Origin of the sequence: Streptomyces sp. NPDC005576 (assembly GCF_042871745.1) — a bacterium.
Classification (GTDB): Bacteria; Actinomycetota; Actinomycetes; order Streptomycetales; family Streptomycetaceae; genus Streptomyces.
In genome coordinates, this window is the sequence record NZ_JBIAJC010000014.1 from 181,887 (window position 1) to 194,410 (window position 12,524).

Below are 12,524 nucleotides of genomic sequence, written 5' to 3' on the forward strand. Positions count from 1 at the left end.
CGCGCCCGGTTCGCTCTGCCGTTGCACTCCCCCGCGCCGGGGCTCACTCCGGTGCGGTCCACTCCTCGGCCCTGACCAGCAAGGCAGCGGCCTGCGGCACGGTGTCGCGGTGTCCGGCGAGGCGGTCCGCCGCACCGGCGAGCACGGTGAGCTCCGCCGCGGTCGGCCGCACGGGTCCGCCGGCGAGCGCCCGCACCCTGTGGACGAGGCGCCGGCGGCCCGGCCGGTCGCGGTCGGCGCCGGCGTCGTCCGCGGTGTCGTCGGTGGCCAGCATGGTGAAGGTCCGGTTCGGGGCGGCGGCCACCTCGGGGGTCGTGGCGGCGGTCCAGCCGCCCCGGCGGTCGAGGTCGGTTTCAGGCTGACCGCACCCCTGGAGTGGCGGGTGCACGGAAGGACCTTACGCATCCCGGGCTCCTGAGCACGCGACGGCGCCGGCCGGGCCGCTCCGGTCAGGCGCTGTCCCGGCCGTCGCGGCGCATCCGGTCGCGCTCGTTCTCCGACAGTCCTCCCCAGACGCCGAAACGCTCGTCATGGGCGAGGGCGTACTCCAGGCACGCCACCCGGCCCTCGCAGGCGAAGCAGAGCCGCTTCGCGTCGCGGGTCGAGCTGCCGGGCGCGGGGAAGAAGAACTCGGGACCGGTCTGGGCGCACAGGGCCGACTCCTGCCAGGCGAGCGCGTCCTCGGTGGTGGTGTTCATCAGCATGCGCCCAGCATGCCGTCCGTCAATAAACATCCGTTGAACGCCCCACTTCCGGCCACGGCCACGTCCGGTGCGGAAGCGGGTGTTCCGTCCGTGTTCAGTCCATCGGGGCGGGCTTGATGACGGCGAAGGAGGCCCCGTACGGGTCGTCGATGTTCGCCGTCACTCCCACCTGCTCCACCTCCGTCGGCCCCAGGGTGACGGTCCCGCCGAGACGGACGGCGTCGCCCAGTACCGCGTCGACGTCGTCCACCGTGAAGTACGGCAGCCAGTGCGGCCCCGACCGTGCCTCACTGGGCACCTCGTCCAGGGCGACGAGTCCGCCGAAGAACGCCTCGTCGCCCTCCGTGCCGGCCGGCCGGACCATCGTGTAGGTGCCGCCGGGAAACTCGGTGGCCTCGGTGTCCCAGCCGAAGACGCTTCCGTAGAACGACTTCGCCCTCGCCACGTCCGGGGTGTAGAGCTCGCACCAGATGAGCGTGCCCACCACCTGGGTCGCGCCGAGTCCGGGGTTCTGCTTGGGCTGCCAGCTGCCGAAGTAGGCGCCCGCCGGATCGGTGAAACCTCCCATCCGTCCGTGCTCCAGCACGTCCATGGGCGCGAACGGCACGTTCCCGCCCCCGGCTCGGACCGCGCGGGCGGTCGCGTCCACGTCGGGCGAGTGGAAGTACACCGACCACGTCGGCTTGGCCTGCTCGTCGGTGACGGTCATCGCCCCCGCGACGGTCCGGCCGTCCAGCGTGTACATCCCGTAGCCGCCGGTCTCGGGACCGGCGGAGACCAGGTCCCATCCGAAGAGCCCGCGGTAGAAGGCGGTGGCCCCGTCCAGGTCGGGCGTGCCGAGGTCGATCCAGTTGGGGGCGCCGGGGAGGAAGGTCGGGTCGAGCATGGCGCTGCGCTCCTCCAGCGGGCGCGTGGGTGCCCCGCTTGACTCGTGCGTACAGGACGTGGACGTGAGTACAGGACGTGTACGTGCTCTCGCGCAGGGAAGCCCTGGCCATTCGAGTCTGCCACCGGTGGCCGGGCGTCGCAGGCCGGCGGAGCGGTGCGGCCCTCCCGCCATCCGGCCGTGGGATCATGGGGCCCCGTCGACACCCTGGGTTCTGTGCGACGGGCGGGGCGGTGGGACAGAGGGACGTACATGCCACAGGACGGCGACGCGACGGGCACCGGGGCGGACACCAGGAGGGCGGTCCGGCCGCTGCTGGCGGACGCGGACGCGCTGCTGGCGGCGGCCCGCGCGGTCCCCGCCGACCACGACCGCGCACTGGAGTCCGTACGCTCCGTCCTCGACCCGCTCGTCCACTCCCTGACGCGCCGGGAACTGGACGCGATCCCGGTCGCCCGGCTCCGGGACGTGACGGAGGGGCGGCTGCGCATCACCGCCTTCGAACAGGCCGGGTTCCGCACGGTCGGCGCGGTGCACGCGGCGACCCGGTACGAACTCCGGCGGCTGCCCGGGGTCGGGGCGCACACCGCCGACCAGGCACTGGCCGCGGCGGAGCGGCTCGCCCACGCGGTCCGCGACACGGTCGCCGTGCGCCTCGACGCCGACGCGCCGGACGCCGCCACCACCGCCGTCGTGGTCGCCCTGCACCGACTGGTCGAAGCGGGCCCCGACGCGCGGCGGGCCCGCGAGGCGGCGCTGCGCCTGATCGGGCGGCTGGCGGAGCCCCTGGCCGCGGCGGCGCCGGCCAGAGGGCGGCTGCGCCCCCTCTTTCTCGGCCGGGAGGCGCGCGGCCGGGTCGCGGCGGCGGTGGAGACCGTGCGTACGGTGCTGGCCCGGGCCGAGGAGGAGCGGCTCCCGCTCCTTTTCGGCCAGGTGTGCGTCGATCTGCTGCGGGCCCCGGAGCCGGAGGCGGCGGCCTGGGTCGATTTCGAGCTGCGGTCGGCCGAGTACTACGGCCTGCTGGCCGAGTTGTCGGGCACCGGCCCCGACCGGGACGCCGCCGAGGGGTTCCTGCCGGCCACGATCGCGGACCGGGTGCGCGGAGTGCGGCTCGACGACACGCGGTTGCGGGTGTCGCTGCGCGGCTACCAGTCGTTCGGGGCCCGGTTCGCGCTCGCCCAGAAGCGGGTGGTGCTCGGCGACGAGATGGGGCTGGGCAAGACGGTGCAGGCCATCGCGGCGCTCGCGCACCTGGCGGCGGCCGGTGAGAGCCACTTCCTGGTGGTCTGCCCGGTGAGCGTCCTCATCAACTGGACGCGTGAGATCCGCGCCCGCTCCACGCTGAGCGTGCTGCCGGTCCACGGCCCCGACCGGAGCGAGGCGTTCGCGGAGTGGCAGCACTCGGGCGGGGTCGCGCTCACCACCTTCGACGCGCTCCACGCCCTGCCGGAGACGGGCACGGCGGTGCGGCCGGCCATGCTCGTCGTGGACGAGGCGCACTACGTGAAGAACCCCGACACCCGCAGGTCACGGGCGGTGGCCGGCTGGGTGGACCGCGCCGAGCACGTCCTCTTCCTCACCGGCACGCCGATGGAGAACCGGGTGGCGGAGTTCCGCAGTCTGGTCCGGCTGCTCCGTCCGGAGCTCGTGCCGACGGTCGACACCACGCACGGCGCCGCCGGCTCGCACGCCTTCCGCCGCGCGGTGGCCCCCGCCTATCTGCGGCGCAACCAGGAGGACGTCCTCACCGAACTGCCCGCGCTGGTGCGGGCGGACGAGTGGGTGGAGTTCAGCGAGGCGGACCTGCGCGCCTACCGTGCGGCGGTGGACGACGGCCACTTCATGCGGATGCGCCGGGCGGCGTACGCGGTGCCGGAGGCGTCGGCGAAGCTGGCCCGGCTGCGGGAGCTCGTCTCCGAGGCCGCCGGGAACGGGCACAAGGTGGTGGTGTTCTCGTACTTCCACGAGGTGCTGGCGACCGTACGCGCGGCCCTCGGCGACGGGGTGTTCGGACCGGTGGCCGGAAATGTCCCGGCGGCCCGCCGCCAGGAGCTGGTGGACACCTTCGGGGCGGTGCGAGGCCACGCGGTGCTGCTGAGCCAGATCCAGGCGGGCGGCACCGGACTGAACATGCAGGCCGCCTCCGTGGTCATCCTCTGCGAACCGCAGATCAAGCCCACGCTGGAGCACCAGGCGGTGGCCCGCGCGCACCGGATGGGCCAGATACGTACCGTCCAGGTGCACCGGCTGCTCACGGCGGACAGCGTCGACCAGCGGATGATGGCGCTCCTCGCCCGCAAGGACCGGGCGTTCGACGCGTACGCCCGGCGCAGCGACGTCGCCGAAGCGGTGCCCGAGGCGGTGGACGTGTCGGACGGGGCGCTGGCCAGGCTCATCGTGGAGGAGGAGCAGTCGCGACTCTCGGCCCTCCCCGCGTCCGACTGAACCGAGGCCGGGGCGCCGGGTCTTCAGCCGGACGGCGCCGCGTGTTCGGCGGGCTTCGGCCGGCCGCCGGGGTGGCGGTGGCGCCAGGTCCAGAACACGGCGCAGGAGACCAGGGCCCAGGCGCCGAGCACCAGGTAGGGAAAGGCGTACTGGTGGCCCGGGTAGTAGACGGCGGTGTGCTGGGCGTTGACCGAGGCACCTGGGGGAAGCCAGCGCCCGATGTGCCCGAGCAGTGACGGCAGCAGCGGCCACGAGACGGCGCCGCCGGACGACGGGTTGCCGAGCAGCACCATGACGCCCCACGTCGGGAGCATCGCCCAGCGTCCGATGAGGGTGTTGAACATGGTGAAGACCATGCCGCAGGTGAACAACGTGAACGCGAGGATCAGCCAGGACTGGAAGAACGGCAGGTCCAGTGCCCCGAGTCCCCAGTCCACGATGGCGGCGATGGCGAACCCGCCGAGCAGCGAGTAGGCGACGGTGAACAGGATGCGTTCCAGCGGGAGCAGGGTGCGGGCGTGGACGCTCAATTGGATGGCACCGACGAAGCCGAGGATGACGGCGGCGAGCGAGATGTAGAAGAGGGCGAGTCCGCGCGGGTCGCCCTTCTGCAGCGGTTTGACGTCCCGGACGGTGACCGGCACCCCGACCGCCTTGCCCACCTTCTCCCCCGCCTCGGTGAGGAGTTGAGCCACGGTGGCGCCGGAGGCGCCCGCGACGTCGAGGTGCACCCGGTCGTTGCCGGCGCGCAGGACGGCGAAGACCCGCTGCTCCTCCAGCGCCTGGCCGGCTTCGGCCCGGGTGCCGTACTCGTGCAGGATCAGCGCGGAGTCCAGGGCCTTCTCCATCCCTGCCACGAACGCGACGCCCCGCGGCGAGGCGGGTTCGCCGACCACCGCCGCCGGAACCCGGTGCGGGGTGGGGTTGGCCATGGTGTAGGTGTACGAGCCGGCGAAGAGGCCCGCGGCGGCGGCGAGGATGAACACCAGCACGGTCGCGGGGAAGTACGGCGACTCCTTGAAGGCGTGCCACTTGTCGCGCGGGGTGGAGGGCCTGCCGTGGGCGCCGTGCGGGGCGCGGTCCGGCGGGTGGTCGGCGACGGGCTCCGGTTCCGGGACGTCCCGCGCGCCGTCCATCCCGTCTCCCGGCGGTGTCCGCTCGCCGCTCACGCGTCGGCCGCCCGCTCGTCGCCCGGCTCGTCCGCGGGCCGGCCGGGCCGGTCCGGCCGTTCGGGCCGGGCGCGGCTGGGCTGCACGCGCTTGGGTTCGCCGGGCATCTTGGGGTACTCCGGCGGATAGGGCAGGTCGCCGTGCCCGTGTTCCCGTTCGTCGCGTGCGGCGAGCTCCAGCAGGAGGTCGAGGCGGAAGGCGTGCTGGTCCATGTCGGCGTGGACGTCGCCCACCTTCGCGTACCGCTGAGGGAGGGTTCTGATGTCGAAGTCGCGGGGCTCCGCGTCATCGATCTCCTCCCAGCGCAGTGGGGCGGAGACGGGGGCGTGCGGGAAGGGGCGTACGGAGTAGGCGGAGGCGATGGTCCGGTCGCGGGCGGTCTGGTTGTAGTCGACGAAGATCCGTTCGCCGCGTTCCTCCTTCCACCAGGCGGTGGTGACCCGGTCCGGCATCCGCCGCTCCAGTTCCCGCCCCACCGCGATGGCGGACCGCCGGACCTCGGTGAAGGTCCACTCGGGCACCAGCGGGACGAAGACGTGGATGCCGCGTCCGCCGGAGGTCTTGGGCCAGCCGCGCAGCCCGTGGTCCTCCAGGACGGAGCGGAGTTCGTGGGCGGCCTCGACCGCGTCGGCGTAGTCCGTGCCGGGTTGCGGGTCGAGGTCGATGCGCAGTTCGTCGGGGCGGTCGGTGTCGGTGCTCCGTACCGGCCAGGGGTGGAAGGTGAGGGTGCCGAGGTTGGCCGCCCAGAGCACCGCCGGGAGTCCGGCGGGGCAGATCTCGTCGGCGTGCCGGCCGCTGGGGAAGGAGATGCGGGTGGTGGGAATCCAGTCGGGCACGTTCTTCGGCGCCCTCTTCTGGTAGAAGAACTCGCCCTCCACGCCGTCGACGAAGCGCTGGAGGGTGGTGGGCCGGTCGCGCAGCGCGCGGGTGATGCCGTCGCCCACGGCGAGGAAGTACTCCGCCACGTCCCTCTTGGTGTAGCCCTTCTCCGGGAAGTACACCTTGTCGGGGTTGGACAGTCGCACGGACCGCCCGTCCACGTCGAGTTCCACCGCAGCTCCCATGTCGGCCACCGTAGGCGGGGTACGCAAATGCCGCACATCGAAGGACGGGCGGTGATCCCTCGCGCAGAATCGGACCATGGACCTGCCGGTGATGCCTCCTGTGAAGCCGATGCTCGCCAGATCCGTCGCCACGATCCCGCCCGGCATGCAGTACGAGGCGAAGTGGGACGGTTTCCGGGCGATCGTGCACCGTGACGGTGACGAGGTGGTGATCGGAAGCCGTACCGGCAAGCCGCTGACCCGGTACTTCCCCGAGTTGGTCCCGGCGGTCCTTCAGTCGCTGCCGCCGCGCTGCGTGATCGACGCGGAGATCGTCCTCGCGCACGGCGGGCGCCTGGACTTCGACCGGCTCAGCGAGCGCATCCACCCGGCCGCATCGCGGGTGAGGACGCTCGCCGAACGGACCCCCGCCTCCCTGGTCGCCTTCGACGTACTGGCCCTGGACGACACGTCCTTGCTGGACACCCCGCAGGCGGACCGGCGGACGGTACTGGAGGCGGCGCTCGCCGGCGCGGTGCCCCCGGTCCATCTCGCCCCGGCCACCACGGACCGGGAGGTCGCGCAGCGGTGGTTCCACCAGTACGAGGGCGCGGGGCTGGACGGGATCGTCGCCAAACCTCTCGACCTGCCCTACCGGCCGGACACCCGTGCCATGTTCAAGATCAAGCACGAGCGGACCGCCGACTGCGTGGTGGCGGGCTACCGGGAGCACAAGAGCGGCCCGGTCGTCGGTTCACTGCTGCTGGGGCTGTACGACGAGGGGGGCGCCCTCCAGCACGTCGGCGTCTGCGCATCCTTCCCGATGAAGCGACGGGCCGAACTCGCTGCCGAACTGGCGCCGTTGCGGACCACTGCCGCGGACCATCCCTGGGGCGCCTGGGCGGACGCCGAGGCGCACGAGAGCGCCCGGCTGCCCGGAGCACCCAGCCGCTGGTCGGGGAAGAAGGACATGTCGTGGGTACCGCTGCGCCCGGAGCGGGTCTGCGAGGTGGCGTACGACCACATGGAGGGCGACCGGTTCCGCCACACCACGCAGTTCCGCCGGTGGCGCCCCGACCGCACCCCTTCCGGCTGCACCTACGGGCAGTTGGCGGAAGTGGTGCGGTACGACCTCTCCGAGGTGCTGTCGGGCACGGCCTGAGTCGGCCGGCGGAGCCGGGCGGACTCGCACGGGTCCAGCGGATCGGTGCAGGTCACCTCGGGTGACCCGTGCGCGAGGAGCAGCTCCTCCCGCTCCTCACCGCTCGCGTTCCAGGTTGCCAGGAATCCTGATCCGGACCGGGTGGACGGTCCATGACCTCCGAGGTCGTGGTGCCCCCGGACACCGGTTTCTGGGCTTCTGCGCTTCTGAGCATGACGATCGCCGCCGAAGTCCCCGAGCTCAGAACCCTGTTGCGCACCTGCCGCGAGCGACGCCGTTACGGTCGGCAGGAGTGGTCCAGCCGGTCGCGGGTCTCCACCCCGCACCTCAGACGGGTGGAGACGGGGGGCGCACCCGACGCCCGAGACGATCATGCATCTCTCCGAGAACCTGAATGTTCCGCTGCGGGGCCGCAAACGCCTCCTGCCGGCGGCGGGTTACGCGCCGCGCTACCGGGATCACGCGTGGGACGACGTGTCGATCGTTGGACGACCACTGGAACATCGTCGACGCCAACGGCGCTGCTGACCGGCTGCTGACCGGATGCGCGCCGGCGATGGCGGAACCGCCGGTCAACATCGTCCGGGCCTGTCTGCATCCGGACGGACCGGCAGGCCGGATCGGCAATCGTGCGGAGTTTCGGGCAGCGGTGACCCGCGGCCCCGGCAGAGGGCGCCCCGACCTCTCGGAGGTCCCCTCGGGCACGGCTGGGGAGGTGATGTGCCGGGCCGGTCAGGCTCCCGCGGCCGGGGGCCCGTGCCAGTCCAGGCACAGGACGGTGGCGTCGTCCTTCGGAGGACGGCCGCCGTACGCCTCGGCGACCGCGGCGACCATGGCGCGCACGACCTCGCGCGGATGCTCGTCCGCGGTCGCACGCATCAGAGCGGGCAGGTCGACCGTCTCCGCCTCCCGCTCCTGCATGCCGTCCGTATGGAACACGAGACGGTCCCCGGCCCGCAGATCGACGTCCTGCACGCGGTACGGGCCCTGCATGGCCACCCCGAAGGGCATGTTGACCGCCAGCGGCACCTCGCTGACCTCGCCGTCGCGCAGGAGGAACGGCAGGGGGTGACCGGCGTTGACGAGTTGTGCTCCGGACCCGTCCAGGGCCACCCGCAGCAACTGGCCCGTGGCGAAGGTCCGCCTCCCGTGGTCGAGGAGGGACCGGTGGATCTCATGAGCCTGCTCGGCGAGGTCCAGTCCGGAGCGGCGGGCCCCCCGGGAGGCGTTGACCAGCAGCGTCGCCATGAGTGCCGCGTCGACGTTGTGGCCCATCGCGTCGGTGACGGACACGTGCAGGGTGCCGTTGTCGAGGCTGTAGTCGTAGGTGTCACCGGCGATGTCGGACGCCGGCACCAGGGCACCGGCGAGGGTGAACGCGTCGGCCTCGCACGAGGCGGCCGACGGCAGGAGCTGGCGCTGGATCTCCGCGGCCAGGCTGACCGTGGTGGTGCGGTTGCCCCAGTGGTACAGGTCCGTGAAGCGACGGTCGGTGACGATGATGTACGCCAGCGCGTGCGCGGCCTCCTCGACCTGCTCCAGCGTGTCCTCGGATACCTCCGGGAGGAACAGCTCCAGCACGCCTATGGCGTCACCGCGGTTGGTCACCGGCGCGAGCACCCGCCACCCCAGCCCGCCCTCCGGCGCCCGCACCAGCTTCTGGGAACGCAGGACCTCGTCGTAGAGGCCACTGCCGGCCAGAGGCACCTGTTCGGCCCGGTGCTCCTGCGGCATGCCGTCCGTGTCGTTCACCCGCAGCAGACGCCGCCCGACCACGTCCACGAACAGGAACGACACATAGCGCGCGTTGAACCTGTCCCGGAGGTTGCCCGCGACGACGTCCAGGGAATCCACCGGCGCGGCTTCCTCCGCCTGTGCCAGAACTTCGGCGAGCCCCAGTCGATTCCGCTCCACATCAGCCTCCCAAGATTCCACTCGTCCATCTCGATCGATCAGTAAAAGCTACGCGCCCCGCCTGCGGCCGGGTGCTCAGGGTCCTCTGCGGCTCGCCGACTTCTTGGCCGTTCGCTGTCGTTTCCACCCGGGACAGCCTGGGGGCGCCGAGGCGGACGCCCGCGCCATGAGGTGTCCGGGCGCACGGCTACCGAGCGGGGCCACTGACCCTGCCATCGGACATTTCAGCGCTTTTCGGGGGTCGGTCATTCCCGGACCGCGCGGGCGGGGCCGGGCCGGGCCGGACAGCGATGGGCCCTCGCGGTCGGGAGTGTCCGCGAGGGCCCATCGTCCGTGCGTCGCCGTGCTCGGGCGGATCCGGTGCGTGTCCTTCGGTGGAGTTGGCACAGGTCCGGGTAAGGAGCGCGCCGGCTGCGAGCGCGCGGACCGGCGTGGAGGGTGGTGGCCCCTACTCCGTGGCCTCCTCCGCCACGGGGGCGCACGGGTCGCCGGTGGCCTCGGGGTCGGCGGCCGGGTCCGTGCAGACGGGTGCCGGCTCCGTGGTGGCCGGGTCGGTGGGCTCGGTCGTGGCCGGGTCCGTGGGGTCGGTGGTGCTGGGGTCCGTCGGACCGGGTGTGCCGGTGTCGGTCGGTTCCGGGTCGGGGGTGGTGCCGGGGTCGGGGGTGGTGCCCGGGTCGGGGGTGGTGCCCGGGTCGGGCGTGGTACCCGGGTCCGGGGTGGTACCCGGGTCCGGGGTGGTGCCCGGGTCGGGCGTGGTACCCGGGTCCGGGGTGGTGCCCGGGTCCGGGGTGGCGCCCGGGTCGGGCGTTCCGGACGGCGAGGGGGTGGGCGAGGTGGACGGGCGGGGGGTGCCGGAGGGCTGCGGGCCGATGATGATGGAGCCGCCCGAGCTGCCGGGGCCGCCGACCGGGGCGGACGGTTCGTCGGAGCCGCCCGCGCCCGGGGTGGTGGGCAGCGGGCCCTGACCGTCCGGTACGGGGTGGGCCCCGCTGTCGTAGTACGCCAGCCAGGAGAGCACCGTGCGCAGGTAGGTGTCCGAGTGGTTGTAGCTGAGGATCGCGCGGTCGAGGTCGGCGGAGGTCGAGAGGTTCCGGGTTCCCGCGCAGAGGTAGCGGCCGGCTGCGAGCGCCGCGTCGTAGACGTTGCTGGGGTTCCGGCGGCCGTCGCCGTTTCCGTCCTGGCCCCAGTGGGCCCAGGTGGACGGGATGAACTGCATCGGCCCGACCGCGCGGTCGTAGGTGGCGTCGCCGTCGTACGCGCCGTGGTCGGTGTCCGGGATGTTCGCGAACCCGGCGCCGTTCAGGACGGGCCCCAGGATCGGGGAGAGCGTCGTACCGGCCTTGTCCACCCGCCCGCCGGCGGCGTGCCCCGACTCCACCTTGCCGATGGCGGCGAGGAGTTGCCACGGAAGCCGGCAGGCAGCGTCGGTCCGGGCGACGGTGCTCCGGGCCTTGCGGTACGCCGCGAGCACGGTCGACGGTATGCCCGCCTGGGCCCATGCCTCGGTGACGGCGGGGGTCTCCTTCCCGCCAGGTACCGGCACCGTCACCGTCGGCAGGGTCAGCGGGGTCGGCGACTTCAGGGGCGGCAGTTCGGTGTGGTACGAGTCGTCGTTGGGCACTTCCGTCCAGACCACCTCGTCGGTGGCCGTCTTCTTCGCCTCGTCCTGGTGCGCGGCGCCCGCGAAACCCGGTGCCTGCGAGGCCGTGAGCGCGGCCATCGCGGCGAAGGCCGTGGCCGTGCCGGTGATTCCGCGACGCATGGAGCCGTTGAACCTCATCTGTCCCTCTCTCCGGGTCACTGGGTGAAGGTGTCGATGGCCGCGATGCGCCAGCGGCCGTTCTTGCGGACCGCGTCCACCGCGAACATGGCCGCCGCGTAGGTGGTCTCCTCCTTGGCCCCGGTACGGGTGTTGCTCTGGTCGGCGAAGACGATGAGCCTCGCCCGGTCTCCGTCGAGCTGTTCGACCGCGCTCTCGGTGACGGTCGTGGTGAGGACGAGCTTCTGCTTGGGCGCCTGCTCCCGTACCTCGGCGAGCATGTCCTGGTGCTGCTGCACCGCCTTGCCGGTCAGATAGGTCTTCGCGGCCCGGTCGGACTTCTCGGTGGAGGCGTAGTCGTAACTGAACACGGCACCGACCGCCTCGGTGATCTGTCCCTTGACCTCGCTGGTGCGGGCGATGTCGGTGAGCGCGGTGTTCCGGCGGCTCGGGTCGTCGCGCAGAGTGGCAGCGGAGGCGAACGCCCAGGCGGCGAAGACGCCGAGCAGGACGGTGAGTACGCACAGGAGGGCCGGGAGGCTGATGCGGAGGCGGCGGCGCGTGCGGCGCTCCGCGGCCGGTTCGGTGGATGCGGCCGGGGACGGCCCGTCCGCGTCGGCGGCTCCGGACGGCTCGGGGTCACCGGCGGGATCGACGTCCCGCGGATCGCCCCCGTCCGCGCCTTCGGGAGCGGAGGCATCCGTGTCCGCATCGCCGGCCGTCGGGGAGGTGCCTGTGGTCGGGGTGGCACGGTCGGCGGCGACGGTGGCCAGCCTGCGCTGCCGGTTCACGAGGTGACGGGTCGTCGACATGTCCGGGGGTTCCTCTCGGGTGGGGCGGGGTGGAGGGAGCGGGGGCGTCAGCCGGCCGTGTTGCCGACGGGCGCCTGGCCCAGGGCGCTGAGCTTCCACCCCTGGGAGGTCCGGGTGAGCCGGCCGAGCATCCGGCTCTCCTTCACCGCCGGGTCACCCTCGGGCGCGGTGACGGTGACGCGCAGGGCCACCATCAGACTCGCCCGGCCCGCCCGTTCGTCCAGTTCCGTCACCGCGCCGGAGAGCACCTTCGCGGTGCTCGTCGTCTTCGCGGTGTCGATCTGCTTCACGAACGCGTCGCGCCCTTCGACGAGTTGCTGGTGGAGCTCGCCCGTCGTGGATGCCTCCCAGCTGTCCAGCCCTTCCTGGAGCCGGGCGTGGTCGAGGGTGTTCATGTTCTGCACGGCCTGTTCGCCCGCTGCGAGGGCGTCGTCGCGGGCCTGCGCGTACGAGGCGGAGTCGTCGTGCGCCGCCGTGTACCAGGACCAGCCGCCCCAGCCCGCGGCGACCGCCGCCACGAGGGCCAGCGCACTCGCCGCCCTCACCAGCGGCTGCGGATGTGTCGTTCTGCCTGCCCGTGCCATCGCTGCCTCTCCCCGGCCGGCCCCCGTGCGGGCCGGCACCGTGTCG

The 12,524-nt window shown here is 72.9% G+C and carries 11 protein-coding genes and 1 pseudogene; 3 read left to right on the forward strand and 9 right to left on the reverse strand.

Annotated features, from left to right (window positions below; translation table 11 throughout):
* Nucleotides 1-43: 43 nt before the first annotated feature.
* From ACFYPN_RS25075 to ACFYPN_RS25085, 3 genes are all read right to left on the reverse strand, one after another.
* Nucleotides 44-388 carry a hypothetical protein gene (locus tag ACFYPN_RS25075; RefSeq protein WP_389301160.1) on the reverse strand — a complete coding sequence of 115 codons (345 nt, stop codon included), beginning with the start codon at nt 386-388 and terminating at the stop codon, nt 44-46.
* Between the two features lie 61 nt (nt 389-449).
* Nucleotides 450-704: a WhiB family transcriptional regulator gene (locus tag ACFYPN_RS25080; protein WP_358763699.1), complete on the reverse strand. Its 255-nt coding sequence runs from the start codon at nt 702-704 to the stop codon at nt 450-452.
* Nucleotides 705-798: 94 nt separating this feature from the next.
* Entirely contained in the window at nt 799-1,590 is a 792-nt protein-coding gene (locus ACFYPN_RS25085) for a VOC family protein (RefSeq protein ID WP_358763697.1), read from the reverse strand.
* Nucleotides 1,591-1,842: 252 nt separating this feature from the next.
* On the opposite strand from ACFYPN_RS25085, the gene ACFYPN_RS25090 reads away from it, so the two are divergent.
* Nucleotides 1,843-4,035, forward strand: coding sequence for a DEAD/DEAH box helicase (locus tag ACFYPN_RS25090; RefSeq protein WP_389301164.1), 2,193 nt, complete (start codon nt 1,843-1,845; stop codon nt 4,033-4,035).
* A 23-nt stretch (nt 4,036-4,058) separates the two neighbouring features.
* Here ACFYPN_RS25090 and ACFYPN_RS25095 read toward each other — a convergent pair whose 3' ends face one another.
* Together ACFYPN_RS25095 and ligD are read right to left on the reverse strand one after the other, a co-directional pair.
* The gene (locus ACFYPN_RS25095) at nt 4,059-5,171 is read right to left on the reverse strand and encodes an ABC transporter permease (RefSeq protein ID WP_358763693.1); all 1,113 of its coding nucleotides are present in this window, start codon (nt 5,169-5,171) and stop codon (nt 4,059-4,061) included.
* 29 nt (nt 5,172-5,200) lie between these two features.
* Entirely contained in the window at nt 5,201-6,268 is a 1,068-nt protein-coding gene (ligD, locus tag ACFYPN_RS25100) for a non-homologous end-joining DNA ligase (protein ID WP_358763691.1), read from the reverse strand.
* 76 nt (nt 6,269-6,344) lie between these two features.
* Between ligD and ACFYPN_RS25105 the strand changes: the two genes are divergently transcribed.
* Together ACFYPN_RS25105 and ACFYPN_RS25110 are read left to right on the forward strand one after the other, a co-directional pair.
* Entirely contained in the window at nt 6,345-7,409 is a 1,065-nt protein-coding gene (locus ACFYPN_RS25105) for an ATP-dependent DNA ligase (protein WP_389301167.1), read from the forward strand.
* Nucleotides 7,410-7,803: 394 nt separating this feature from the next.
* Nucleotides 7,804-8,001, forward strand: a pseudogene (locus ACFYPN_RS25110) (hypothetical protein); the annotation flags it as partial.
* A gap of 140 nt (nt 8,002-8,141) precedes the next feature.
* On the opposite strand, the gene ACFYPN_RS25115 reads toward ACFYPN_RS25110, so the two are convergent.
* The 4 genes from ACFYPN_RS25115 to ACFYPN_RS25130 all read right to left on the reverse strand — a co-directional run bounded on the left by ACFYPN_RS25115 (nt 8,142) and on the right by ACFYPN_RS25130 (nt 12,478).
* Nucleotides 8,142-9,323, reverse strand: a complete 1,182-nt coding sequence (locus ACFYPN_RS25115) for a PP2C family protein-serine/threonine phosphatase (protein ID WP_358763685.1) — start codon at nt 9,321-9,323, stop codon at nt 8,142-8,144.
* Nucleotides 9,324-9,771: 448 nt separating this feature from the next.
* Nucleotides 9,772-11,103 (reverse strand): lytic murein transglycosylase, encoded by a 1,332-nt coding sequence (locus tag ACFYPN_RS25120; RefSeq protein WP_389301170.1) that lies wholly within the window; start codon nt 11,101-11,103, stop codon nt 9,772-9,774.
* A 17-nt stretch (nt 11,104-11,120) separates the two neighbouring features.
* Nucleotides 11,121-11,894, reverse strand: coding sequence for a hypothetical protein (locus ACFYPN_RS25125; RefSeq protein ID WP_389301173.1), 774 nt, complete (start codon nt 11,892-11,894; stop codon nt 11,121-11,123).
* A gap of 47 nt (nt 11,895-11,941) precedes the next feature.
* The gene (locus ACFYPN_RS25130) at nt 11,942-12,478 is read right to left on the reverse strand and encodes a hypothetical protein (protein ID WP_358763679.1); all 537 of its coding nucleotides are present in this window, start codon (nt 12,476-12,478) and stop codon (nt 11,942-11,944) included.
* Between the last annotated feature and the right edge of the window lie 46 nt (nt 12,479-12,524).